The following is a 24,718-nucleotide window of genomic DNA, read 5'->3' as shown; positions in this document are numbered from 1 at the left end:
TCAAGGCCGTCGTGCAGGCGCGCATCAGTTGGTCGCGTTCTTGTACTTCTCGTGCATCGCCTTCGAGTAAGCGGTCGGCTCGATGCCCCACTTCTTCTCCTCGTTGACGATGAAGCCGGTCTTCATCCAGTCCTTGGTGGCGTCCTCGACGGCGGCCTGGAGCGTGGTGTTGCCCTGCGCCACCGCCATCATCCACGGGGCGTCGAGGATGCCCTTGAGCGGCAGCGCGTAGTTGGCCTTCCAGTCGTCGTCGAGCAGCTTACCCTGCAGCATGCTCTGGTCGTAGACGTAGCCGATGCAGTTGCCCTGCTTGAGCGCGAAGAGCGGCTTCTCGGACCCGTCGAAGGCGACGATCTCCGCTCCGTAGGTCCGCGCGACGTCCTTGTTGTACCAGGCGCCCGAGGTGGCGCAGAGCGGCTTGCCCTTGAGCTGCGCCCAGTCGGTGATGCCGGACGACTTGGGCAGCAGGACGTTCACGAAGTCGGAATAGTAGTTCGGGTCGATCGCCTGCACGACGCGGCGGCGCTCCGGCTTGTCCGACAGGGTGGCGATCAGCAGATCGACCTTGCCCTGCTGCAGGAACTCGATCCGGTTTGCCGAGACGACGGGCACGAGCTCGAGCTTCACGCCCAGCCGCTTGGCGAGGTCGGCGGCGAGGTCGGGCTCCAGGCCGATGATCGTCCCGCTCGGGTCGCGGAAGCCGAACGGCTTGTAATCCGCCTTCACGCCGACGATCAGCGTCCCGCGCTTCTTGATCGCGTCGACGCCGTCGGCGGCCGCGGCCCGCCCGGGCAGCGCGACGGTCGACAATGCCGCGAGGGCGGACAGCGCACCGGTGGTCAGAAGGGTGCGGATCGTGAGACGCATCGGGTCTTTCCTGCTCGGGTCGACTGATCTTGGCACGGTTTCAAGCAATCCACGAGCCATTAGCCGGCGCATCAACTGAAACGTGCCAGGGCGAAGGGCGCGAGATCGACGGTGCTGCCGGTCCCGGCCAGCTCAGCCGCGACGGCCTCGCCGATGCCGGCCGAGTGCTTGAACCCGTGCCCCGAGCAGGCGGACACCACCCGCACGCGCTCCATCTCGGGATGCCGGTCGATGATGAAGCCGCGGTCGGGGGTGACCGTGTAGACGCAGGCCGCGGCCTGGACGAGCTCCGGAGTCGCGCCGGCCAGCCGGTTCGCGACGCGCAGCCGGTACATCTCGTCGGATTCGGACGGATCGACGCGACGCGCCACCCCGTCGGCGGTGGTGGTGGTGTCGTACTGCTCCGTCGCGACCTTGATGGAGCCGTCGAGCGGCGGGAAGCCGTAGAGGTATTCGGTGTCGCTCGTCCCGTACATCCAGATGAAGACCGGCGAGTGCGGTCCGTAGGCGGTCTCGTCCGCGAGCGCGTACCAGTGCAGGAGCTGCCGGCGGACGGTCAGCAGTCGGTCGAACGGGCTCCCCAGCAGCGGGGCCGTCCAGGCGCCCGCGGCCACGACGGCGCGGTCGGCCAGGATGGTCCCCTCCGCCGTGTCGACGCGGACGCCGCTCCCGTCCTGCTGAAGCCCGACCACCGCGCAGTTCGTGCGGATCTCGGCACCCGCGGCACCCGCGCGGCCGAGCTGCGCCGCGAGGCAGCGCTCCGGGAACACGTAGCCGCCGCCCGGCTCGTAATAGGCCTTCTCGTCGCCCGCGAGGTTGAGGAATTGCGGGAACCGGCGGGCCACCTCCGCGCCGTCGAGCACCTCGTGGACGATGCCGGCGCCCTCAGCGGCGCTGATGGAGCGTCCGACGAAGTCCGGCTTGCCGTGATGCGAGGAGACGCCGTGGCCCGGGGCCATGACGAGCGCCCCGCAGGCGTTCAGCAAAGTCTCGCCGGTCTCGGCCTCCAGCTCGCGCCAGATGCGGTGCGAGGCGGTCACGAAGGGGACGTAGTCGGCGCCCTCGCCGACCGCCTGGCGGGTGATCCGCGTCTCGCCGTGGCTGGACCCGAGGGCGTGGGGCGGCGCGAAGCGGTCGAGCCCGATGACCGCGGCGCCCCGCTTCGCCAGCTGGTAGAGCGCGGCGCTGCCCATCGCGCCGAGACCCAGCACGGCGACGTCGTAGCGGCGGCTCACGGCCGACACTCCCGCTCGCTTCCGGGACGGGCCGCCGCGGCGGCGCGGAACGGAGGAAGATCGGCAGGTCGAGGCATCCGGGGGCGGTCTCGCGCGGCACAGGAAGACGACACGCAGAATGATGGATGCCGGACGAGACGTTTGACCGAAACGGACGACTTCTTGCATGTTTGAGCCGTCAGGGAGAGGAGGGCGCGGGCGACATGGACGCGGAGACCGGGGATCGACCGCAGGAGATCGGCTTCATCCTCGTGCCCGGCTTCGCGCTGCTGTCCTTCGCTTCGGGCTGCGAGCCGTTCCGCGCGGCCAACGAGCTCGCCGGGCGGCCGCTCTACCGGCTGCGCTATTTCGGCGAGGCAGAGGGCCGGGTCGCCGCCTCGTCGGGCGCAGAGGTCCCCACCGAGGCGCTGCCGCGCCTGCGCGGCCAGCTCCACACCCTGTTCGTCTGCGCCGGCGGCGAGCCGAACGGGTGGGACAGGCCCGAGATCCACGCGACCCTGCGGCGGATGGCCCGGCTCGGCGTCCGCATCGGCGGCATCTCGGGCGGTCCCTACCTGATGGCCGCGGCGGGCCTGCTGGCCGATCGCGCGTTCACGCTCCACTGGGAATATGCAGGCGCCACGGTCGAGACCTTCCCGGAGGCACGCCTGAGCCGGGCGCGCTACGTCGCCGACGGCGATCGCCTGACCTGCGGCGGCGGGGTCGCGCCCCTGGAGATGGCCCACGCCCTGATCGCCGAGCGCATGGGCGAGGCCTTCGCCCGCCGCGTCTCCGACTGGTTCCTCCACACCGCCATCGGCGCCGCCGACGACCCGCAGCGGGCATCCGCGGTCGAGCGCTACGGGGTCCACCATCCGGCCCTGCTGGCGGTACTGGAGACCATGGAGAAGACCGTGGAGGCGCCGCTCGGCCGCCTCGCGATGGCGCGCCTCGCGGCGATCAGCCCGCGCCATCTCGACCGGCTGTTCCTCGAGAAGCTCGGGCTGAGCTTCTCGGCCCAGTACCGGGCGATCCGCCTCGCCCACGGACGGCGCCTGCTGCGCCAGAGCCCGCTCCGGATCGGAGAGATCGCTACAGCCTGCGGCTTCTCGAGCGCGGCCCATTTCGCCCGCTGCTACCGGTCCCGGTTCGGCTGCAGCCCGTCCGCGGAGCGAGCGTGACGTCCACCCGGGCAGTCCGAGCGGTCTAGTCGCGCGCGTCCGGGAGAGCCGGCGGGTCGGCGGGATCGTCCCGGCGCAGCGCGACGCCGCTGGTGCCCTGGGCCAGCATCGCCCGCAGCAGAGCTTCCATCTGCCCGGCGGCCGCCTCGACCGCCAGGCCGCCCTCCCGGATGTTCGAGATGCAGTTGCGCCGCGAATCCGGCAGGCCCGGCTCCGGGCCGAACGTGACGTAGCAGCCCAGGCTGTCCGAGGCCGACAGGCCCGGACGCTCGCCGATCAGCACCACGACGCAGCGCGCCCCGAGCCGCGCCCCGATCGGGTCGCCGATCGCCACGCGGCCCTGGAGCGCGACGACCACGGGCGCCAGGCTCCAGCCGGCCCGCCGCACCCGCGCCGCCAGCGCCGCGGCGGCCGGGACCGCGTTCAGCGCGACCGCCGTGGCCGACAGGCCGTCCGCGATCACGACGGCGACATCGAAGCCCGGCCCGTGCCCGTCGAGCGCGGACGCGGCCCCTGGATCGAGGCTGCGGCCCTTGTCCGGCCGGCGCAGGTACTCCGTCCGGTCGGCCACGGCGGAGCGGACCTCCACCGAGTCCAGGCCCTCGACCCGCAGCGCCTCGCGGATCGCCGCCGCGTCGAGGGGCGTCCACACCGCCTCGCGGGCGCGGGCATGGTCGAGGCCGAAGGCGAGCGCCGCGCCGGTCGGGAGACCGGCCCCGTGCGCGCCCAGCGCGATGCGCGCCTGGGTCAGCCCGCGCAGGTCGCGCAGCGTCGGGGGGCCCGGGCGGGCCGGCTCGGCCGGGTCGCTCACGCCGCCCTCCCGGGCAGGAGCCGGGACGCCTCGGCGAGGGCCTGGGGCAGCACGCCCGCCGCGCTGGCCAGTTGGCCCTGCGCGTCCGTGATGCGCACGGCTCGCAGCCACGCCTCGAATTCCGGCGCCGGAGGGCGTCCCAGGGTCTCGCGGGCGAAGACCGCGTCGTGGTGGGAGAGCGACTGGTAGTTCAGCATCACGTCGTCCGCCCCCGGCACGGTTATGACGAAGTTGACCCCGGCCGCGCACAGCAGGGTCAGGAGCGCGTCCATGTCCTCGCCGTCGGCGTCGGCGTGGTTGGTGTAGCAGACGTCCACGCCCATCGGCAGGCCGAGAAGCTTGCCGCAGAAGTGGTCCTCCAGTCCGGCGCGGATGATCTGCTTGCCGTTGTACAGGTACTCGGGACCGATGAAGCCCACGACCGTGTTGACGAGCAGCGGGTCGAACTCCCGCGCCACCGCGTAGGCCCGCGCCTCCATCGTCTGCTGGTCGACGCCCCAGTGAGCGTCCGCCGAGAGGGCCGAGCCCTGGCCGGTCTCGAAGTACATGAACTGCCCGCCTTCCGGGCAGCGGCCGAGCGCGCGCGCCGCCTGGGAGGCCTCGCGCAGGACGGCGAGGTCGACCCCGAAGCCGGCATTGGCTTTCTGCGAGCCGGCCACCGACTGGAACACGAGGTCGACCGGCGCGCCCCGGGCCATGGCCTCGATCGCCACCGTGACGTGGCCGAGGCAGCAGTGCTGGGTCGGCACGTCGAGGCGCAGCCGCAGGGTCTCCAGCAGCTCGACGATGCGGATGTAGTCCGGCAGGGAATCGGTCGCCGGGTTCACGCCGATCACCGCGTCGCCCGAGCCCATCAGCAGGCCGTCGAGGGCCGAGATCAGGATGCCCTCGGACGAGTCGGTCGGGTGGTTGGGCTGGTTGCGTGTGGCGAGGCGCCCGGGCAGGCCGATGGTCGAGCGGAAGCGCGTCACCACCGGCCGCTTGGCGGCCACCGCGACGAGGTCCTGCAGGCGGCAGATCTTCGACACTGCCGCGACCATCTCGGGCGTGAGGCCGGGCGACAGGGCGGCGAGCGCCCGCGCGTCGGCGGCGGGCGCGAGCAGCCACTCGCGGAAGGCGCCGACCGTCAGCGACGAGACCGGCGCGAAGGCCGCGGCGTCGTGCCGGCGGGCGATCAGGTCCGAGACCTCGTCCTCGTCCGAGGGGATCAGCTCCTCGGCCAGGAAGGTCTTGAGCGGCAGGTCGGCGAGGGCGATCTGCGCGGCCAGGCGCTCGACCGGACCTTCCGCGCAGAGCCCGGCGAGCTGGTCGCCCGAGCGCTCCGGCGTCGCCTTGGCGAGCAGGCTGCGCAGGTCGGGGAAGGTGAAGCGTGTGCCTTCGATCGTCGTCGCGTAGGCCATGCGGGCGCTCCCGGCGCGCTGTCGGATCTCAGGGATCCCGATCCTGCAGGATGTCGGGGCCGCCGGGAAGCGGGGACGGCGCGGGCGCTGCCCGCCCTCAGGCCGGCAGCACGACCACCTTGGTCTTCACCGGCGTGCGCGCGTAGAGGTGGATCATGTCCTGGCTGAGCAGGCCGACGCAGCCGCTGGTGATGCCCGTGCCGATCGATTCGGCGTCGCTGCTGGCGTAGATCGTGTAGAGCGTGTAGGCGCCGTTCTGGTACAGGTGCAGCGTGCGGGCGCCGAGCGGGTTGTCGAGGCCGCCCGGCATGCCGCGGGCGTATTTCGCGGCCTCGGGCTGGCGCCGGATCATCTCCTTGGGCGGGGTCCAGGTCGCCCACTCGGACTTGCGGCCGACATAGGCGTTCCCGTTCCACAGGAATCCCTGGCGGCCGACATTGGCCCCGTAGCGCGTGGCGGTGCCGTCGCCCTCGATGCGGTAGACGTAATAGTTGGCGGGATCGACCACGATCGTGCCGGGCGCCTCCGACGAGGCGTACTGGACGGTCCGCCGATAGTATTTCGGGTTGACCTTGCTGATGTCGACCGCCGGGATCGGGAACTTCTCGTTCGGCATCGGACCGTAGGTCTTCGCCGCCTCGGCCATGAGCAGGGTGTCGGTCGTCCCGCACCCGCCGAGCGAGAGCGCGCCGATCCCGAGGGCCGAGCCGGCCAGGAACGACCGGCGGCTGAGAACGCCCGCCCCGCATCCGAGGCGCCCGCGCCCGTCGAGGCCTCCGGCCTCGCGATCGTCCGTCATCATCGCCCTGGACTTCCCTGTCCTGCAGCCCGGCGCGACCGCGCGGCGTGCCACCGCCGCGCGAACGGCCAAGCTCGAGAGTGCCGCGTGCCAGCGCGCGTGGCAAGCTTGTCTTTACCGGGTTGAGAGCGGCCGAAATGCGTCGCAAGTGTGGTGAGTCCTCGCGATCTCCGGACTTCGTCGCTGAACGACCGTGCTGAACGCGCCGGGTGTGCTTCGGAAGTCCCAGGTGTCCCGGCGCGGGGCGAGGCCGGTCGGCGTCAGAACTGCACGCCGCGGGTCAGGCTGCCGTCGACCACGAGGTTGGTGCCGGTGATGAAGCTGGCGGCCGGGCTCGCCAGGAAGACGGCCGCGCGCGCCACCTCCTCGGGCCGCGCCATCCGGCCGGTCGGGTTCAGCCGGAGCGCCTCGGCGAACAGCGCCGGGTTGCCGGTCTCGATCTGGTGCCAGACGCCGCCCGCGAAGTAGGTGTTGCCGGGCGAGACCGAGTTGGCGCGGATGTTCCGGGGCGCGAGCTGGAAGGCGAGGCCCTGCGCGTAGTGGATCAGCGCGGCCTTGAAGGCGCCGTAGGGACCGGCCGCGAAGTCGATCTCGCGCCCGGAGACGCTGGAGATGACGACGATCGCGCCCGCCTCGGAGCGCTCGAGGTACGGCATCGCCGCCTCGACCGCCGTGACGGTGCCCATCATGTCCACGGCGAAGCCGCTCCGCCACGCCGCCTCGTCGCCGCCGACCGCGAGGGCGCTGACGTTCGGCACCACGATGTCGAGGCCGCCGAGCTCCTCCGCGGCCTCCGCGACCCAGCCGCGCAGGGCCGCGGAATCGGCGACGTCGACGGCGCGCCCGGTCGCCGCCACGCCCCTGGCACGCAGGGCCGCCACCTTGGCGGCGACCTCCGCGGCGTTGCGGGCGCAGAGGGCGACCGCGGCCCCCTCGTCGGCCAGCAGGTCGACGATCGCCGCGCCGATCCCCTTGGTGCCGCCGGTCACCAGCGCGCGGCGGCCTCTCAGCCCGAGATCCATGCCGTCCTCCTCCGTCGCCGATCAGGCGTGGGCGATCGCCTTCGTGATCGAGGCGCCGAGCGTGTATTTCGGATCGACCATGTTGCCGAGCCGGACGCGCCCGCACTGGGTGAGCAGCATGTAGGCGTCGATCTCGTCGAACCCGAAATCGGCCGCGAGCCAGCGAACCAGCTCCCGGTAGGCGATGCGCGCGGCGTCCTCCATCGGCCGGGCCGAGCCGATCGTCATGTAGAAGTCGGCGGTCTCGAGCCGCGGCCAGCGGAAGGTCCAGCCCTTGATCAGGTCGATCTGCACCGTCGTGTGGGTGGGGTGCTCCACCGCGACGCCGCAGAGCTCGCCGTCGCCCTGCGCGGCGTGGCAGTCGCCGAGATAGAGGAGCGCGCCCGCGGTATTCACCGGCAGGTAGATCACCGCGCCGACGCCCACGTCCGGCAGGTCCATGTTGCCGCCGTAATAGTCCGGCTGCAGCGACGAGATCGCCTCGATCTCCGGCGAGGTGCCGATCGTGCCGATGAACGGCTGGTAGGGCAGCGTGATCCGGTCGCTCCAGCGCACGCCGGTCTCGGCTGTGACCTCGAGCTTGCGCACCCGCTCGGGGAGGGACGGGTTGAGGAGCGCTGTGTCGCCGGTGGCGACGAGGCCGCCGAATTCCGGCATGATCAGCGTCGTGCCGCAGGGCTGCGGGCCGCGCGGCCGGATCGAGCGGATCGCCACCGCGAGGCAGTCGCCCTTCTCCGCGCCGTTCACGTAGATCGGCCCGTTCTGCGGGTTGAGGTAGGGAAAGTTCAGAATCTGCGTCGGGCTGTCGGTCTCGTGGCGGATCTTGCCCTCGAACGCGTCGTGGGTCTCGACCGTGACGACGGCGCCGGGATCGACGGTCAGCACCGGCTCGGCGAAGGGCCCGTAGACGTAGTGGTAGCGGCCCTGCTCGGCCTCGGTGATCGTGTGCTCCTGGCCGGGCTTGCCGCCCGCGACGCCCTTGCGGGCCATGATGGACTGGTCGAGCCACTGCATGGTCGTCTCTCCCTTGGTTGTCGGACTGTGGTGTCAGACGGCGAGGTGGCGCCGCACGAGGTCGCGGTCGTCGAGATCCCGGGCCGTCAGCTCCGCGACGATCCGGCCCTTGTCCAGGACGTAGCTGCGCTGGGCCATGGCGCGGATCAGGTCGAGGTTCTGCTCCACGAACACGATCGTCACCCCGGTGCGGCGGTTGAGATCGACCAGGGTGCGGCCGATCTGCTGCACCACCGAGGGCTGGATGCCCTCGGAGGGCTCGTCGAGCAGGATCAGCGCGGGGCCGCCGACGAGGACGCGGCCGATGGCGAGCTGCTGCTGCTGGCCGCCCGAGAGCGTCCCGGCGCGCTGCCCGCGCCGCTCCCGCAGGATCGGGAACGGCCCGAAGGCGCGCTCGTAATCCGGCCGCTCGCCCTTCGGCAGCAGGGAGGCGCCGACCGTCAGGTTGTCGGCGACGCTCATGCGCGGGAACACGTCGCGGCCCTGGGGCACGTAACCGATGCCGAGGCGGGCGCGGCGGTGGGCGGCGAGCCCCTCCACGGCCGCGCCCCGGAACGCGATGCCGCCCGCGGAGGCGGGCAGCAGCCCGACGAGGCTGCGCATCAGCGTCGACTTGCCGACGCCGTTGCGGCCGATCACCGCCACGATCTCGCCGGGCTGGACCGCGAGGTCGACGCCCTGCAGCACGGGCTTGCCGCCGTAGCCGGCGCGGAGGCCGGTCGTCGTGAGGAGCGGCTCAGGCATCGGCGACGCTCCGCAGCGGCGGCGCGTCCGCCTCCCCGAGGTAGATCGCGGCGACCCGCTCGTCCGCGATGATCGCCTCGGTGGTGCCCTGGGCGAAGATTCGCCCGACATGGAGCACGGTCACCCGCTGGGCGATCTGCCGGACGAAGGCCATGTCGTGCTCGATGGCCAGCACAGCGACGCCGTCGCGGTTGAGCGCCTGCACCATCTCGCCGGTGGCGAAGGTCTCGTCCGGCGACATCCCGGCTGTGGGCTCGTCGAGGAGGAGCAGGCGCGGCTTGAGGCTGATCGCCATGCCGATCTCCAGCCACTGCTTCTGCCCGTGGCTGAGGGCGCCGGCCCGGTCGGAGGCCGCCGCGGTAAGGTTGAGGAAGGCGAGCAGCCGCCGGATCTCCGCCCCGAGCGAGGCGCCCTCCAGGTGGTGCTGCAGGGCGATCTCCAGGTTGTGTGCGACCGACAGGCTCGGGAAGATGCCCGGCACCTGAAACTTGACGCTCATGCCCCGCCGGATCCGCGCGAAGGGCTTGAGCGCGGTGATGTCCTCGCCGGCGTAGAGGATCTGTCCCCGCTCCGGCGTGTACTCGCCCAGCAGCAGGCGGAAGAAGGTGCTCTTGCCGGCGCCGTTCGGTCCGATCAGGCAGTGGATCTCCCCCGCCGCGAGGGCGAAGTTCACGTCGTTGGTGACGTGCAGCCCGCCGAAATGCTTGCTGAGGTTTCGGGTCTCGAGGAGCGGCGTCATCGGCCCGCCTCCCGGCGACGCAGGCGGCCGAGGCCGCGCAGGGCCGCCACGACGAGGCCGTCGGGCGCCGCCAGCACCACCGCGACGAGGAGCAGGCCCATCACCACGAGGGCATACTGGCTGCCGTAGATCGTGAGCGCCTGGAAGCCGCCGAGCACCAGGAGCGTGCCGATGAGCGTCGCCGTCAGGTCGCCGCGGCCGCCGACCGCGACCCAGATCACCGGCAGCGCGGCGGCGGTGAGACCCATGCTGGAGGGCGTGATGTACTGGCCCCAGGCAGTGTAGAGCGTGCCGCTCAGCCCCGCGAGGCCCGAGCCGATCACGAAGGCGGCGAGCTGGTAGCGCCGCACGTCGTAGCCCAGCATCTCGGCCCGTTCCGGGTTCTCGCGGATCGCCACCAGCACGTTGCCGAACCGCGCGTTCACCAGGATGCGCAGCGCGAGGTAGACGACGATCAGGAGAGCCAGCAGCCCGTAGTAGAGCGCCACGTCGGGGAACAGCACGAGGTCGCCGTCGAACCACGGCACGGTGAGGGGCGGCATGCCGCTCATGCCGTTGTAGCCGTTGAGGCGTGCCGCCCCGATCTTCCATTCCGGGCCGGCGGTCTGCGCCATGAAGCGCTCCAGGGCGAGCGTCACCGACAGGGTGATGATGCCGAGGAAGACCCCGCCGATCCGGCCGAAGAACAGGAAGTAGCCGAGGAGCGCCGCCATCACGGCCGAGAGCGCCACCGCCAGAACCAGCGCCGCCAGGGTGAAGCCGTAGGCGGCGCCGACGTTCAGCGTGAGCACGCCGTAGGCGTAGCCGGAGAGGCCGAAGAAGGCGGTCTGGCCGAAGCTGAGCGCGCCGCCGTAGCCCCAGATCAGGCACAGGCCGAGGGCCATGAACACCCAGCAGAAGAAGTAGGCGGTGTTGCCGACCGTGTAGCCGTCGGCGAACCACGGGTAGGCGACGGCCGCCGCGACCGCGACCGCGAAGACGGTCCAGAAGGCGGGCCCGCGTCCCAGGGTCTGCGGGCCTTCGAGGCGGCGGAGCAGCGTCATCGCCATGGCCTCACGCCCGCTCGCGCAGGATCAGGCCCGAGATGCCCCGCGGCAGCACCCGGATCACCAGGATGACCGCGACGAGGAGCCCGATCTGCCCGAACAGCTGGCCCTGCCAGGTGGTGAGCAGCGCCCGCACCGTGCCGAGCACCAGGGCCGCCGGTGCCGTCCCGAGGAAGATGTCGGCGCCCCCGACCACCACGGTGACGAACGCCTCCATGATGAAGGTCGTCCCCATGGTCGGCACGATCGTCATGGTCGGCGCGTAGAGCCCGCCCGCGAGGCCCGCCAGCGCCGCGCCGAGGCCGAAGGTCAGGGCGTAGACCGTCCGGGTGTCGACCCCGAGGGCCTCGGCCATGTGCGGCACCTGGATGGTGGCGCGGGCGAGCGTCCCGAAGCGGGTGGCGTTGAAGGCGATGTAGAGCCCGGCCAGCACCGCGACGGCGGCGACCATCAGCACCACGCGGTAGGTCGAGTAGGAGTAGCCGCCGACCGTGAAGCTGCCGAGCGGCGTGCCGATCCCCGGCATGCTCGAGCCGAGCAGGATCAGCGTGCCCTGCGTCGCCGCGAGGCTGATGCCCCAGGTCGCCACGATCGTGTCGAGGGGCCGCCCGTAGAGGTGGCGGATGACGAGGCGCTCCATCACCATGCCGACGGCCCCGGCCGCGAGCGCGCCCGCCAGGATGCCCAGCGGCAGCGGCAGCCCGGCCCGCGTGGTCGCCGCCGTGACGTAGGCGCCGCACATGATCAGCTCGCCGTGCGCGAGGTTGATCACGCCCATCATGCCGAACACCACCGCGAGGCCGCAGGCGGAGAGGACCAGGAACGAGAACGCGTCGCCGATCTGGTAGAGGAACGTGAAGGCGTGGGTCAGCAGATCCATCCGGAGGCCCGATCGTGATGGCTGTGGGCCGGGGCCTCGGCCCCGGCAACGTCGCGTCGTCTCCGGCCCGGGGCCGCGGCGCGCGGATTTCCGTCCCGGCAGGTCAGGGCTTCGGCGGGTTGCTCGGCGTGTACTGCGCCATCGGATCCTTCTGCGTCAGGTCGCAGCCGGCCTTCCCGAGCCAGTAGGGCTGGATGTTGTCCCAGGTCTTCGGGAAGGAGATCGCGTGCTTCTCGTCGACCTTCGCGAGGTAGATCGTGTGCGACGCGTGCTGGCTCTTCGGGTCGATGCAGACCTTGCCCTCCGGCGCGTCCACGCAGACGTCGCCCGCCGCGATGACCTTGCGCAGGTCAGCCCGCTTGGTCGATCCGTTCGCCCGCTCGACCATCTGCTTGTAGAGGTAGACCGCGAGGTAGGAGTTCTCGGCCTCCTGGTTCACGTACGGCTCGTTCGGGAACTTCGCCTTCCACTTGGCGAGGAAGGCCTTGCTCGACGGGCTGTCGACCTCCTCGATGTAGTTGGTGGTCACGTACATGTTGGCGAGGCTCGGAGGCTGGAAGCGCTTGTGCTCGTAGCCCTGGCCGATATTGACCGAGGAGCCCATCGGCACCTTCAGGTTCGCGGCCGCCGCCTGCTCGTAGTAGGAGGCCTGCGCGGTGCCGACGAGCAGCGTCATCAGGATGTCGGGCTTGGCCTTCTGGATGTTCTGGATCGTCTGCGAGAACTGCGACACGCCGAGGGGGATGAACTCCTCCCCGACCATCTCGCCGCCGTTCTCCTTGACGATGTTGCGCACCCACTCGGCCGAGATCTGACCGAAGTTGTAGTCGGCCGCGATCGTGTAGACCCGCTTGCCGAACTTCTCCATCATCCACGGGATCAGCGTCGAGAATTGCTGCTCCGGCACCGCGCCCGTGACGACCATGTGGCCGTCGCAGACGCCGCCCTCGTACTGATTGTTGTAGAAGGCGAAGCCGTCCAGCTGGTCGACGATCGGCCGGTAGGCCTCGCGGGACGCGCTGGAGAAGCCCGCGAAGACGGCGTTGACCTTGTCGCGCTGGAGCACGCGGCGCATGAATTCCTGGTAGCGCGTGTTGTCGGACTGCGTGTCGTAGATCACGAGCTCCAGCTTGCGCCCGGCGATGCCGCCCGCGGCGTTGATCTCGTCCGCGGCGAGCTGGATGCCGTGGACCTTGCCGATGGTGGCGACCGCGAAATCGCCGGACTGGTCCTCGAGGACGCCGAGCTTGATCGGGTCCGCGGCGCGGGCCGCGGGGGCGGCCAGGGAAGCGCCCGCGAGCAGGGCGGCCGCGAGGGCGGGCAGTCGGGATCCGCGGGGCGTTCTCGGCATCAGGGCGTCCTCGTCTTCGGGGTGGCGACGGAAACTCAGGATCGGGCGAGCCGCGGCGCGGCGGCAGGCGCCGTGACCGACGGACGGGCGCGCACCAGCGCCTCGCAGTAGGCTTCGAGGGGCTGACGGGCGCGCATGGCGTCGCGGCGCAGGGCCTCGTAGGCCGCGTCGTCGTCGAGGCCGTGCTCCTGCATCAGCCGCAGGATCGCCTTGACGACGTGGCGCCGGCCGCGCCGCCGCTCCTCGTGGCGCGCTATGCGCTCCTCGAGCAGGCGGCGCCGGTTGTGTTCGTTCACCGCGAGGAACAGGGCCGCGTAGACAGAGGCGCCGTGGATCGGCTTGCGCAGCAGGCCGGTGGCGCCGAGCTGGAGCAGCCCCTTGAGGCGGCTCGGCGCCTCGACGCCCACGAGCCCGACCACCGGGACCGGCGGCAGGTCCGGGACGGCGCTCGCCGCGAGGCCCGGCAGCGGCAGGTCGCCGTCGACGACGACGATGTGGTGCTCGGGATCGAGGCTGTCGAGATCGAGCCACGGCGCCTCGCCAGCCGGCACGACCGAGGCCACGGTGAGCCCGAGCTTCATCAGGGTGCTCGCCAGGACGTCCGTGGCGGTGCTCGGCGGCGCGATCAGCAGGGCCTGCGCGCCGCTGAAGTTCTGGATCAGCCGGGGCGTCGTCATGGCACCGCCCGCAGGCGCGGGCGCCGGCTCACCGGCACGACGCGCGGATCGCTGCGCACGAGGTAGGGGTCCGGCGCGACCGGCTCCGCGGCCTCCGCCACGATGGTGAAGCGGGCCGCCGCCGTCGAGAGCCCGATCCGGGGCGTCAGGCAGGCGTGGAGCGTCGTCTCGTCGAGGCACACCGGCCCCTGGGGCGCGTCGAACCCCTCCGCGCAGGCCGCCCGGCGCACCGACGCGGCGTCCTCGGTCCCGGCCCGCACCAGCGCCCGCGCCAGGAGATGCACCGCGATGTACGAGGCCTCGGCATCCGCCGAGGGGGTCGGCCCGTCGGGGAAGCGCGTCGCGTAGGCCGCCAGGAAGGCGCGGTTGCGGGACGTGTCGATCGACGTGAAGTAGACGCTGGAGGACAGGTGGCCGTCGACCGCCTCCGGCCCGATCGCCTCCAGTTCCGGCTCGGCGAGGCTGCAGCTCGCCACCGGTATGGTCCGCGCCTGGTCGATGCCGTGCGCCGCGCAGGCGCTCCGGAAGTCGCGGAAGAACCGGTACGCCGAGATGCCGATCAGCGTGTTGAACACGAAGTCCGGCCTCGCGGCCAGGATCGCCGCGATCACCTGATCGAAGGCGGTCTCGCCCACCGCCAGGTAGCGCTCGCCCGCGACCGCGCCGCCGGCGATCGCCAGCGTCTCGCGCAGGATCCGGTTGTTCTCCCACGCCCAGATGTAGTTGGAGCCGACGCAGAAGGCCGTGCGGCCGCCCCGGGCCAGCAGGTGCCGGACCAGCGGGACGATGTGCTGATTCGGCGCAGCGCCGGTGTAGACCACGTTCGCCGAGGTCTCGAAGCCCTCGTAATGCGACGGATACCAGAGCAGGGCGTCCCGCTTCTCGAAGATCGGGATGATCTCCTTGCGGCTCGACGAGGTGTAGCAGCCGACGACGTGGCGGATCCCCCCGCCGAGGAGCCGCTCGGCCCCGGCGACGTAGCCCGCGAGGGCGCCCTGCGGATCGCAGATCACCGGCTCGAGGACGCAGTCGCCGCGCGCGTTCACCTCCGCGACGGCCAGCAATGCGCCGTTCAGCATCGCCCGCCCGACGAGACCGTAAGGTCCGTCCGCGGAGAAGAGGATGCCGACGCGGTGATGGCTGAGGCCCATGCAGTCCTTCAGAACGCAAAAAGCCCGCCAGTGCGTGAGCACTGCGGGCGGCATCGCCGAGAAAGATGGTGACGTATTGGCGCGAAACTGGGCAGCTTTGCCCCGCGCCTGAAAACTAGGCTCCTCGGTTATGGCCCTTGTGTCAAGTGCCGCGCAGTCTTTTCAGAACCGGAGTCTCGATGGTTGCTTCCCGGCTCGCTGGCCGGCGTCCGCGCGAGCGCCCCTCACCGGCGCCGAGATCCGCGGTGCAGCTGCGGAGGCGAGGCGGAGGCCGGCCGATGCGGGAGCAGGATCGAGGTCGGCACCATCGGCGGGCGCGATTATTCCAATCTCAGGAATGATGAACTGCGCAGAACGCGCATTCTGCTCGCCCGGAAGCGACGGCATTCTCCTCATACGGCCCGGGGCGATCCCGGCCCCCGACGGAGATCCACCATGAAGCTCTACCACCATCCCCTCTCGGGCCACGCGCACCGGGCGCGCCTGTTCCTGTCCCTGGTCGACGCCCCGCACGAGCTGATCGAGGTCGACTTGAAGGCGGGCGCGCACAAGACGCCGGCCTTCCTCGCCCTGAACCCGTTCGGTCAGGTGCCGGTGCTCGACGACGACGGCGTGATCGTCTCCGATTCCAACGCCATCCTCGTCTACGTGGCGAAGCGGCTCGGCCGGTCCGACTGGCTGCCCGAGGATCCGCGCGCCGCGGCGGCGGTCCAGCGCTGGCTCTCGGTCGCGGCGGGCGAGCTCGCCTACGGCCCGGCGGCCGCGCGGCTGATCACGGTCTTCGGCGCCAAGTTCTCTCCGGAGGAGGTGATCGGCCGGGCGCACACGCTCCTGGGACGGATCGAGGCACATCTCGACGGGCGGGACTGGCTCGCGGCCGAGCGGCCGACCATCGCGGACGTGGCGGTCTACAGCTACCTCGCCCGCGCCCCGGAGGGGAACGTGGACCTGTCGGGCTACCCGCGGGTCGAGGCCTTCCTGCGCCGGGTCGAGGGCCTGCCGGGCTTCGTCCCCTTCGCCGAGACTCCCGCGGGCCTCACGGCGGCGGCGTGACCAGAAGAGCCCCGGGCGCACCCGCGCCCGGGGGAGAACGCGTGGAGGAGGCGGAGATGGCTGACGGTCAAACCTTTGCGACGCTGCCGACCTGGCATGCCGGCGAGACGTCCATCCAGGAGTCGGTCGGCGCCGCCGACCGGATGGCGGTGATCGGCCAGAGGGTGGTGCGGGATTTCATGCCCGATCAGCACCGCGCCTTCTACGCGCAGATCCCCTTCATCGTGCTGGGCAGCGTCGACCGGCAGGGCGACGCCTGGGCCACGCTCCTGGCCGGCAGGCCCGGCTTCATCACCTCGCCCTCGGCCACGACCCTCGACATCGCCGCGCGACCGGACCCGGCCGACCCCGCGTCCGAGGGCGCGCGCGCCGGCGACGCCATCGGTCTCCTGGGGATCGAGCTGAGCAGCCGCCGCCGCAACCGCGTCAACGGCCTCGTCCGCTCCACGGACGGCGGGGTCCTGCACTTCGACGTCGATCAGAGCTTCGGGAACTGCCCGCAATACATCCAGCTGCGCGACATGACCTTCGTGGGCGAGCCGGGCGTCCCCGTCCCGGTCACCGCCGAGGAGAGCGCCGAGCTCGACGCGTCGGCGCGCGCCCTGATCGCGGCGGCCGACACGTTCTTCGTGGCCTCCTACGCCGACCGCGAGGGCCGGCGCCAGGTCGACGTCTCGCATCGCGGCGGCAGGGCGGGGTTCGTCCGCGTCGCCGCGGACGGCACGCTGACCATCCCCGACTTCGCCGGCAACCTGTTCTTCGCCACCCTCGGGAACATCCTCCTGAACGGCAGGGCCGGCCTGGTCTTCACCGATTTCGAGACGGGCGATCTCCTGCAGCTGACCGGCGACGCCGCGGTGATCCTGGACTCGCCCGAGATCGCCGCGTTCCAGGGCGCCGAGCGGCTCTGGACCTTCCGGCCGCGCCGGGTGATCCGCCGGCGCGGCGCCCTGCCGCTGCGCTGGACGTTCCGGGCGGACGGCTGGTCGCCGAACGCGCTGATGACCGGCGACTGGGCGGAGGCCGCCGACCGCGTCCGGGCGACCGGGCGCGCGACGCGGTGGCGGCCGTTCCGGGTGGCGAAGATCGTCGACGAGAGCCGCACCATCCGGTCCTTCCACCTGGCACCGGACGACGGGGCCGGGCAACTCCCGCACCGCGCGGGCCAGCATCTCCCGATCCGCGTGACGCTGCCCGGGGCGGAGGCGCCGGTGATCCGGACCTACACGCTCTCGGTCGCGCCCTCGGATCCCACCTACCGGATCAGCGTGAAGCGCGACGGCGCCGTCTCGCAGCACCTCCACGACCGCCTTCGGGTCGGGGACATCGTCGAGGCGCGCGCGCCCGACGGCGGCTTCACCCTCGATGCGGGCGCGGCGCGCCCCGCGGTGCTGCTCGCCGGCGGCGTCGGGATCACGCCGCTCCTCGCGATGCTCCGGCACGTGGTCTACGAGGGCCTGCGCACCCGCAGGATCCGCCCGACCACGCTCGTCTACGCCGCCCGCACGCGCGCCGAGCGCGCCTTCGACGGGGAGCTGTCCGAACTCGCCGCGGCGGCGCAGGGGGCGGTCCGGATCGTGCGCGTCCTGAGCGACGTGTCCGATGCCCGGCCCGGCACCGATTACGAGGCCGCGGGCCGGATCGACATGGCGCTGCTCACGCGGTTCCTCGCCTTCGCGGACTACGACTTCTACCTGTGCGGCCCACCGGCTTTCACCCAGGCGCTCTACGACGGGTTGCGCGGCTACAACGTGGCGGACGACCGGATCCACGCGGAGGCGTTCGGGCCCTCGGGGCTGGTCCGCAACGCGGGGACGGCGGTGGCCGCGCGCCCGCGCCCGCCGGCCGCCACCGAGACGGTGCCGGTCGCCTTTCTCGACACCGGCAAGGAGGCGCGCTGGACGCCGAATTCGGGCAGCCTCCTCGACCTCGCCGAAGCCCGCGGCCTCGCGCCGGATTTCAGCTGCCGCGAAGGCAGCTGCGGGACCTGCCGGACCAAGCTGCTCGCCGGCGCGGTGACCTACCTCCGGGAACCGAGCGCGCCCGTGGCGGAGGACGAGGTGCTGATCTGCTCCGCAGTGCCCGCGGAGGGCACGGGTCGGGTGCAGCTCGCGCTCTGACGCGCGGGACGGCGCGGCCCGCGCCGTTTTCCACCTTCCGCGCCCGGCGGCGGCGGATCATTCTGCGCAGCGCCGATACCGGAGCCGGGCTGAACCTTCACCCCGAGAACAAGGAGTCCACCATGTCCCGTCCGCCGCTGCCGCCCTTCGACGAGCAGAGCGCGATCACGAAGGTCCGCCTCGCCGAGGATGGCTGGAACGGCCGCGATCCGGCCAAGGTCGCGCTGGCCTACACGACCGACACCCGGTGGCGGAACCGCGCCGAGTTCCTGAACGGACGGCAGGAGGTGGAGGCGTTCCTGACCCGCAAGTGGAACCGGGAGCTCGATTACCGTCTCATCAAGGAGCTCTGGGCCTTCACCGGCAACCGGATCGCCGTGCGCTACGCCTACGAGTACCACGACGACAGCGGCCACTGGTTCCGGGCCTACGGCAACGAGAACTGGGAGTTCGCCGAGGACGGGCTGATGCGCTATCGGCACAGCAGCATCAACGAGTTGCCCATCGCGGAGACGGACCGCAAGTTCCACTGGCCCCTCGGGCGCCGGCCGGACGATCATCCGGGCCTGAGCCATTTCGGCTTCTGACCGCCCGGCCGACACGCCGACACGACAGGCCGGGCCGGGCGTGAGCGTCGCGACCCGGCCGCGAAACCCCGGAGCGAAGCCATGGATCGGTGGCAGGCCATGCGCATCTTCGCCAAGGTCGCCGAGACGGCGAGCTTCGCGCAGACCGCCCGGCTCCTGCACATGAGCCCGCCGGCCGTGACGCGCGCCGTGGCCGCGCTCGAGGAGACCATCGGCGCCCGCCTCCTGATCCGGACGACCCGCTCCGTGAAGCTCACGGAGGCGGGCAGCCGGTACTACGAGGATTGCCGGCGGATCCTGGCCGACATCGCCGAGGCGGAATCGGCGGCGGCCGGCTCCAACGCGACGCCCTCAGGCACGCTCGCGGTGACGGCCTCGGTCCTGTTCGGGCGGATGCACGTGCTCCCGATCGTCACCGACTACCTCGATACCTACCCCACCATGGCGGCGCGGACCCTCTTCGTCGACCGGCCGGTGAGCATCGTCGAGGAAGGGATCGACGTAGCGATCCGCATCGGCCACCTGACCGATTCCGGGTTCACCGCAGCCCGGGTCGGGTCGGTGCGCCACGTCATCTGCGGCGCCCCGGACTACTTCGCGCGGCACGGCGTGCCGACGACGCCGGCGGATCTGAAGCGGCACCGGATCGCCGTCTCCACCGGCGCCTTCGCGTCGCCGGAATGGCGGTTCGGCCGAAACGAGCGGGTGGTCATTCACCCGACCCTGCAGGGCAACACCAACGAGGTCTCGATCGGCGCCGCCCGGTCGGGCTGGGGGCTGGCGCGGGTCCTGAACTACCAGATCGGCCCGGACCTGCGGGACGGCCGCCTGCAGATCGTGCTCGCCGAGTACGAGGAGGCGCCGCTGCCCGTCCACGTGCTCTACCCGGAAGGCCGGCACGCGCCCGCCAAGGTTCGGACCTTCGTCGACCTGGCGGTGTCGCGCCTGCGCGCCAACTCGACGCTGAACTGAGGGCGCGCCGGGCCGGCGAGGGCCGTTCTGGCCGCTCGGGTCGTATTGGTCGCAGCCGCGGCCAGGAAAGGATGTTTCAGTCTTAAGTTAGTTTTTTAGGATCGCCCGCATCTTCCGCGGGCAATGGGGGCCATACGTGACGAGACCCGAGCGCGCGACCGTGCGCGGCCACGCTTCAGCGGCCGCTCGCCCGGATCTCGATGCCGCGATGTGCCCGGATCATCGGCACGCGGCGCGCACGCCGCGTCCGGCGGCGATCTGAGAGGAGACAGGCGCATGGATCAATGGACCCGCCTGGACCCCATCTACGATTCCGCGGCGGCCGCCCGCGCGATCGCCGCGGCGGCGCCCGCGCGGGCCGACGCCCAGGATCACGACCACGGCTTCCCGCAGGACGACATCGCCGATCTCGCCCGCCTGGGTCTGCTCGCCGCGCCCGTCCCGGTGGATCACGGCGGCGCGGGCCTGGGGACGGAGCCGGGTGGCAGTGCCCTGGCGGAGGTTCTGCGGCTGGTCGGCTACGGGAGCCTCGCCCTCGGCCGGCTCTACGAGGGCCACGTCAACGCCCTCCAGCTCATCGCCCGGTACGGCGCGCCCGCCCAGCGCGTCCGCCTGTTCGCGGACGCGCGCGCCGGCCACCTGTTCGGTGTCTGGAACACCGAGCCGGGCGAAGGCGGCCTGCGGATCGAGGCCTCGGACGCCAGCGGCCATCTCCGCGGCGTGAAGACCTATGCGTCGGGCGCCGGCTTCGTCACCCGCGCCCTCGTCACCGCGGGGCATCCGGCACAGGCCGGCACGGCGATGATGGTGGTGCCGATCGAGGCCGGCACGCGGGCCGACCTCGCGGCCTGGCGGGCGCAGGGCATGCGCGCCTCGGCGACCGGCACCGTCGACTTCACCGGGCTCGCGTTCGACGCCGATCAGATCCTGGGCGCGCCCGACGATTACTTCCGGCAACCGGCCTTCTCGGGCGGCGCGTGGCGATTCGCGGCGGTGCAGCTCGGCGGCATCGAGGCGGTGTACGATGCCTGGCGCGGCCATCTGGACCGCCTCGGCCGGGGCGGCGACCCGCACCAGCTGGCGCGCCTCGGCGAGGGCGCCATCGCGGTCGAGGGCGCGCGGCTCTGGGTCGAGCGCGGGGCGCAGATCGCGTCGGACGCGGCGATGCCGCCGGAGCGCGTCGTCGCCTACATCAATCTGGTCCGCCTCGCGGTCGAACGGGCCGGCCTCGACGTGCTCCAGCTGGCCCAGCGCTCGGTCGGCCTGCAGGGCTTCCTGCGCGGCCATCCGCTGGAGCGGCTGTCGCGCGATCTCGCCACCTACCTGCGCCAGCCCGGGCCGGATCGTGCGCTCACCAGCGCGGCCTCCGAGATCCTGCGGAGCGCCGGCATGGCCGGTGACCTGTGGACCGAGAACGCCGCGTGACGGGGCCGGGACGTCCCACCACCGCACCGCGGGCCGTCTGGCTGGACACGCCCGAGCGCTACGGCCGCGTGAGTCGCGGTTTCCACTGGCTGATGGCCGCCTTGTTCGCCTGGCAATTCGCGGGCGCGCTGCTCTACGTCACGATCGGCGACACGGCGCTGACGCGCCTCGTCGGCGGCAGCCACTTCACGCTCGGCTTCACCCTGTTCGTGCTCGTGCTGCTGCGCGGGGTCTGGGGCCTCGCCAACCTTCACCGGCGCCCCGCCCATCCGGGCGCGCCGGGGCGCGCCGTCGCGGCCGGTCACGGCCTGATCTATCTCCTGATGGTCCTGGTGCCGAGCCTCGCGCTGCTGCGCCAGTACGGATCGGGCAAGCCCTTCACGCCCTACGGCGTCCCGGTGATGCCGGGGCGCGAGACGAAGATCGAGTGGATGATGCTGCCCGCCGATCTGCTCCACTACTGGCTGGGCTTCGCGCTCCTGGCCGTCGTGCTCGGCCACGCCGCGATGGCGATCCTGCACCGCAGGCTCTGGAACGAGGCCGTCCTGACGCGCATGACCTGACCGGTGGCGCCGCGCGCGCCTCAGGCTTTTGCCTCCGCCGCGGCGGGCGCCCGGTCGGGCAGCGGCGCGTTCAGCGTGAACACCACGCCGTGGGCGCGGTACTCGATCTCCGCCGAGCCACCCATCTCGGCGGCCAGCGCCCGCTCGATGAGCCGCGTGCCGAAACCGCCGCGGGCCGGCGCCGTCACCGCGGGTCCGCCGACCTCCTCCCACCGGAACCAGAGATGGGCCGGCGTCGCCCCATCCACCACGTCCCAGTTCAGGATCACCCGCCCCCGGTCGTTCGACAGGGCGCCGTACTTCACCGCGTTGGTCGCCAGTTCGTGCAGCGCCATCGTGAAGGCGAGGGTCAGGCGCGGCGTCAGCCACACGTCCGGGCCGTTGATCAGGAAGCGCTGGCTCGCGCCGCCCCGGAATGCCTGGAGAGTGCCCTCCACGATGACGTTCAGCGTGGCCCCGATCCAGCTCTCGCGGGTCAGGACGTCGTGTGCCGCCGAGAGGGAGTGCAGCCGCGCGTCGAGGGTCCTGTGCGCCTCCTCAAGGGACGCGGCGTTGCGCAGGGTCTGGTGCGCGATCGACTGCATGGTCGCCATCGAGTTCTTCACCCGGTGGTTCAGCTCGTCGGCCAGGAGCGTGCGATGCTCCTCCGCGCGCTTGCGCTCGGTCACGTCGATGGAGACGCCGGCCATGCTCAGCGGCTGGCCGACCGAGTCGTAGAAGGTCTGACCGCGGATCTGCAGCCAGCGCAGCTCACCGCCGGGCGTGCGCGCCCGGTACTCGATGTCGTAGTCGCTGTGCTCGCGGATCGAGGTCTGCACCGCCGCCTGCATGCGGGGCCGGTCCTCGGGATCGATCGCGGCGATCAGGTCCTCGTAGCTGAACGGCTCGCCCGGCGCCCGCCCGAAATTCTCCTTGCAGGCGTCGGAGGCCACGAGCCGCATGTCGGCGAGATCGAGGGTCCACGATCCGAATCGTCCGGCCTTCAGGATGAACCGCAGCCGCTCCTCGCTGCGGGTGAGATCGCCGGTGCGGCGCTCCACCTCCCGCTCGAGCGCCTCCCGGTCGCGCTGCATCCGCGCGAGCTTCTCCCGCTCCAGCGTCACGTCGAACTGCGACGCGAAGAAGTAGGTGAGCTCTCCGTCGCGATCGAAGACCGGCGAGATCAGGAGGCGGTTCCAGAAGACCTCGCCGCTCTTCTTGTGGTTCAGGAGCTCGATCTCGATCGGCACGCGGCGGGCGATCGCCGCCCTGATCTTCGCGATGTCGGCCTTGTTAGTTTCGGCCCCCTGCAGGAACCGGCAGTTCCGGCCGATGATCTCGTCGTGGCGGTACCCGGTCAGCTTCGAGAAGGCGGCGTTGACGAAGACGATGGGGTTGTCCGGCTGATGGGGATCGGTGATCAGCATCGGCATCCGCGTCGCCCGCACGGCGGAGACGAAGGGGTCGGTACTCGCGTCGGTGCGGGCGAATTCCGCCTCGAAGCGCGTGCGTTCCTGCTGATCCGTCAATGCCCGTCGCCCCTGCCACGACATACCGATGGCGGCCCTCGGCCCTTGTCGCGTGGCTGTACCACAGCGCGGATCGCTTGTGCGCAACCGTCACGCGGGCCGAGACGCCGCAGGTGCACCGCGACGCCTCGCCCGATCTGGACCGGGTCGAGCGGGAAGCCCCCGGCCGCTACACCGTGGCCCGACCGGGACCGAACCCTGCCGGCGGCCGCGAGCCGAGATGGTCCCGCAGGGTCCGGCCCTCGTACTCGGTCCGGAACAGGCCGCGCCGCCGCAGCTCCGGCAGGACCAGCGCGATGAAGTCGTCGAGGCCTCCGGGCAGCGTCGGCGGCATGATGTTGAAGCCGTCCGCCCCGCCGGCGCGGAACCGTGCCTCCATCTCGTCCGCGATCTGGGCGGGCGTGCCGACGATCTGCGAGTGGCCGCGCGCCCCGGCGATGCGCAGGTAGAGCTGGCGCAGGGTCAGGCCTTCGCGCCGCGCGAGGTCGACCATCAGCTGCTGGCGCGACTTGATGCCGTCGGTCTCGGGCAGTTCCGGGACGGGCCCGTCTGGGTCGTAGCCCGACAGGTCGTGGCCGCCGATCATGCGACCGAGCAACGCGAGGCCGACGACGGGATCGATGAGATCCTGCAGGGCGTCGAACTTCGCCCGCGCCTCGGACTCGCTGCGGCCGACGACGGGGAACAGGCCCGGCATGACCTTCAGGTCGTCGGGCGCGCGGCCGAACCGGGCCATGCGCTCCTTCAGGTCGCCGTAGAAGGCCACCGCCTCCTCCAGCGTCTGGTTCGCCGTGAACACGATCTCGGCGGTGCGCGCCGCGAGATCCTTGCCGGGCCCCGACGAGCCGGCCTGCACCAGCACGGGCTGGCCCTGCGGCGTGCGCGAGATGTTGAGCGGTCCGCGGACCTCGAAATGCTTGCCCCGATGGTTCAGCGGGCGGAAGCCGTCCGGCTTCGAGAACTGGCCGCTCGCGCGATCGATGATCACGGCGCCGTCGTCCCAGGTGTTCCACAGGCCGAGGACCACGTCCGCGAACTCCTCGGCACGCTCGTAGCGGTCGGCATGGCGGTCGATCCGGTCGCCGCCGAAATTCGCCGCCTCCGCGTCGGTCGCGGAGGTCACGAGGTTCCAGCCGGCGCGCCCGCCGCTGAGATGGTCGAGGGAGGCGAACCGGCGCGCGACGTTGAAGGGCTCGTTGAAGCTGGTGGAGGTGGTGGCGACGAGACCGATCCGGCTCGTCACCGCCGCGAGGGCCGACAGCAGCGTCAGGGGCTCGAAATGGGTCGAGCGCGCGGTGCGCTCGCTCGATCGCAGGTCGAGGTCGCGGATCCCGCTCCCGTCCTCGAGGAAGATGAGGTCGAATTTCGCGGCCTCGGCCCGCTGCGCCCAGCCGACATAGCGCTCCAGGACGAGGCCGCCGTCGGCCTCGCTGGACGGATGGCGCCAGCCGGCGACGTGGTGGCCGGTCGCGTAGAAGAACGCGCCGAGGCGCAGGGTGCCCTGTCTCATCGAACCGACCGTCATCGTGCCTGATCCGCTCCGTGCCTCTCGCACGGGCCGGTGTCTAGCCGACCCGCCCGCCGGGGCGAACCC

Annotated in this window: 23 protein-coding genes; 7 read left to right on the top strand and 16 right to left on the bottom strand. The window is 71.8% G+C overall.

Features of this window, described 5'->3' with window-relative positions:
- Positions 1 to 24: 24 nt before the first annotated feature.
- Both ACTJK8_RS09175 and solA read right to left on the bottom strand, forming a co-directional pair.
- The gene (locus ACTJK8_RS09175; RefSeq protein WP_012320252.1) at positions 25 to 867 is read right to left on the bottom strand and encodes a transporter substrate-binding domain-containing protein; all 843 of its coding nucleotides are present in this window, start codon (positions 865 to 867) and stop codon (positions 25 to 27) included.
- 71 nt (positions 868 to 938) lie between these two features.
- The gene (gene solA, locus ACTJK8_RS09170) at positions 939 to 2,111 is read right to left on the bottom strand and encodes an N-methyl-L-tryptophan oxidase (RefSeq protein WP_440761812.1); all 1,173 of its coding nucleotides are present in this window, start codon (positions 2,109 to 2,111) and stop codon (positions 939 to 941) included.
- 194 nt (positions 2,112 to 2,305) lie between these two features.
- On the opposite strand from solA, the gene ACTJK8_RS09165 reads away from it, so the two are divergent.
- Positions 2,306 to 3,262 (top strand): GlxA family transcriptional regulator, encoded by a 957-nt coding sequence (locus tag ACTJK8_RS09165; RefSeq protein WP_012320254.1) that lies wholly within the window; start codon positions 2,306 to 2,308, stop codon positions 3,260 to 3,262.
- 25 nt (positions 3,263 to 3,287) lie between these two features.
- Here the strand turns inward: ACTJK8_RS09165 and eutC are convergent, their stop codons facing one another.
- The 12 genes from eutC to ACTJK8_RS09105 form a co-directional block, all read right to left on the bottom strand.
- A complete protein-coding gene (gene eutC, locus ACTJK8_RS09160; protein WP_287080029.1) occupies positions 3,288 to 4,073 on the bottom strand; it encodes an ethanolamine ammonia-lyase subunit EutC in 786 nt (261 codons plus the stop codon).
- Complete coding sequence (locus ACTJK8_RS09155; RefSeq protein ID WP_012320256.1) at positions 4,070 to 5,473, bottom strand: ethanolamine ammonia-lyase subunit EutB; 1,404 nt, start codon at positions 5,471 to 5,473, stop codon at positions 4,070 to 4,072. Before ACTJK8_RS09155 ends, eutC begins: the two co-directional genes overlap by 4 nt.
- Positions 5,474 to 5,570: 97 nt before the next feature.
- Positions 5,571 to 6,275 carry a L,D-transpeptidase gene (locus tag ACTJK8_RS09150; protein WP_012320257.1) on the bottom strand — a complete coding sequence of 235 codons (705 nt, stop codon included), beginning with the start codon at positions 6,273 to 6,275 and terminating at the stop codon, positions 5,571 to 5,573.
- 257 nt (positions 6,276 to 6,532) lie between these two features.
- Positions 6,533 to 7,294, bottom strand: a complete 762-nt coding sequence (locus ACTJK8_RS09145; protein WP_029358978.1) for an SDR family oxidoreductase — start codon at positions 7,292 to 7,294, stop codon at positions 6,533 to 6,535.
- Positions 7,295 to 7,315: 21 nt separating this feature from the next.
- Positions 7,316 to 8,308 (bottom strand): acetamidase/formamidase family protein, encoded by a 993-nt coding sequence (locus tag ACTJK8_RS09140; protein ID WP_012320259.1) that lies wholly within the window; start codon positions 8,306 to 8,308, stop codon positions 7,316 to 7,318.
- A 33-nt stretch (positions 8,309 to 8,341) separates the two neighbouring features.
- A complete protein-coding gene (locus ACTJK8_RS09135; RefSeq protein WP_012320260.1) occupies positions 8,342 to 9,052 on the bottom strand; it encodes an ABC transporter ATP-binding protein in 711 nt (236 codons plus the stop codon).
- The gene (locus ACTJK8_RS09130; protein WP_053620500.1) at positions 9,045 to 9,791 is read right to left on the bottom strand and encodes an ABC transporter ATP-binding protein; all 747 of its coding nucleotides are present in this window, start codon (positions 9,789 to 9,791) and stop codon (positions 9,045 to 9,047) included. The genes ACTJK8_RS09135 and ACTJK8_RS09130 overlap by 8 nt, the downstream gene beginning before the upstream one ends.
- Positions 9,788 to 10,834: a branched-chain amino acid ABC transporter permease gene (locus tag ACTJK8_RS09125; protein WP_012320262.1), complete on the bottom strand. Its 1,047-nt coding sequence runs from the start codon at positions 10,832 to 10,834 to the stop codon at positions 9,788 to 9,790. Before ACTJK8_RS09125 ends, ACTJK8_RS09130 begins: the two co-directional genes overlap by 4 nt.
- Positions 10,835 to 10,844: 10 nt before the next feature.
- Positions 10,845 to 11,717, bottom strand: coding sequence for an ABC transporter permease subunit (locus ACTJK8_RS09120; RefSeq protein WP_012320263.1), 873 nt, complete (start codon positions 11,715 to 11,717; stop codon positions 10,845 to 10,847).
- A gap of 103 nt (positions 11,718 to 11,820) precedes the next feature.
- Entirely contained in the window at positions 11,821 to 13,068 is a 1,248-nt protein-coding gene (locus ACTJK8_RS09115) for an urea ABC transporter substrate-binding protein (RefSeq protein WP_012320264.1), read from the bottom strand.
- Between the two features lie 35 nt (positions 13,069 to 13,103).
- A complete protein-coding gene (locus tag ACTJK8_RS09110) occupies positions 13,104 to 13,745 on the bottom strand; it encodes an ANTAR domain-containing response regulator (protein ID WP_029358975.1) in 642 nt (213 codons plus the stop codon).
- Positions 13,742 to 14,896: a transporter substrate-binding domain-containing protein gene (locus ACTJK8_RS09105; protein ID WP_053620501.1), complete on the bottom strand. Its 1,155-nt coding sequence runs from the start codon at positions 14,894 to 14,896 to the stop codon at positions 13,742 to 13,744. The genes ACTJK8_RS09110 and ACTJK8_RS09105 overlap by 4 nt, the downstream gene beginning before the upstream one ends.
- Before the next feature lie 435 nt (positions 14,897 to 15,331).
- Between ACTJK8_RS09105 and ACTJK8_RS09100 the strand changes: the two genes are divergently transcribed.
- The 6 genes from ACTJK8_RS09100 (at position 15,332) to ACTJK8_RS09075 (ending at position 21,616) form a co-directional block, all read left to right on the top strand.
- The gene (locus ACTJK8_RS09100; RefSeq protein ID WP_058607523.1) at positions 15,332 to 15,949 is read left to right on the top strand and encodes a glutathione S-transferase family protein; all 618 of its coding nucleotides are present in this window, start codon (positions 15,332 to 15,334) and stop codon (positions 15,947 to 15,949) included.
- 56 nt (positions 15,950 to 16,005) lie between these two features.
- Positions 16,006 to 18,069: a 2Fe-2S iron-sulfur cluster-binding protein gene (locus ACTJK8_RS09095; RefSeq protein ID WP_063110437.1), complete on the top strand. Its 2,064-nt coding sequence runs from the start codon at positions 16,006 to 16,008 to the stop codon at positions 18,067 to 18,069.
- A gap of 122 nt (positions 18,070 to 18,191) precedes the next feature.
- Positions 18,192 to 18,656 (top strand): nuclear transport factor 2 family protein, encoded by a 465-nt coding sequence (locus tag ACTJK8_RS09090; protein WP_012320269.1) that lies wholly within the window; start codon positions 18,192 to 18,194, stop codon positions 18,654 to 18,656.
- 81 nt (positions 18,657 to 18,737) lie between these two features.
- The gene (locus ACTJK8_RS09085; protein ID WP_063110434.1) at positions 18,738 to 19,628 is read left to right on the top strand and encodes a LysR family transcriptional regulator; all 891 of its coding nucleotides are present in this window, start codon (positions 18,738 to 18,740) and stop codon (positions 19,626 to 19,628) included.
- 276 nt (positions 19,629 to 19,904) lie between these two features.
- Complete coding sequence (locus tag ACTJK8_RS09080) at positions 19,905 to 21,053, top strand: acyl-CoA dehydrogenase family protein (RefSeq protein ID WP_063110433.1); 1,149 nt, start codon at positions 19,905 to 19,907, stop codon at positions 21,051 to 21,053.
- The gene (locus ACTJK8_RS09075; protein ID WP_012320272.1) at positions 21,050 to 21,616 is read left to right on the top strand and encodes a cytochrome b; all 567 of its coding nucleotides are present in this window, start codon (positions 21,050 to 21,052) and stop codon (positions 21,614 to 21,616) included. Before ACTJK8_RS09080 ends, ACTJK8_RS09075 begins: the two co-directional genes overlap by 4 nt.
- A 20-nt stretch (positions 21,617 to 21,636) precedes the next feature.
- Here ACTJK8_RS09075 and ACTJK8_RS09070 read toward each other — a convergent pair whose 3' ends face one another.
- The gene (locus tag ACTJK8_RS09070; protein WP_012320273.1) at positions 21,637 to 23,148 is read right to left on the bottom strand and encodes an HWE histidine kinase domain-containing protein; all 1,512 of its coding nucleotides are present in this window, start codon (positions 23,146 to 23,148) and stop codon (positions 21,637 to 21,639) included.
- 145 nt (positions 23,149 to 23,293) lie between these two features.
- Positions 23,294 to 24,649: an LLM class flavin-dependent oxidoreductase gene (locus ACTJK8_RS09065; protein WP_012320274.1), complete on the bottom strand. Its 1,356-nt coding sequence runs from the start codon at positions 24,647 to 24,649 to the stop codon at positions 23,294 to 23,296.
- Positions 24,650 to 24,718 lie beyond the last annotated feature (69 nt).

It is taken from the genome of Methylobacterium sp. 22177 (assembly GCF_052045615.1).
In the GTDB taxonomy this organism is placed as follows: Bacteria; Pseudomonadota; Alphaproteobacteria; order Rhizobiales; family Beijerinckiaceae; genus Methylobacterium; species Methylobacterium radiotolerans.
Note: the sequence above shows the minus strand (reverse complement) of the source record. Positions and strands in the feature narration are given on the sequence as shown.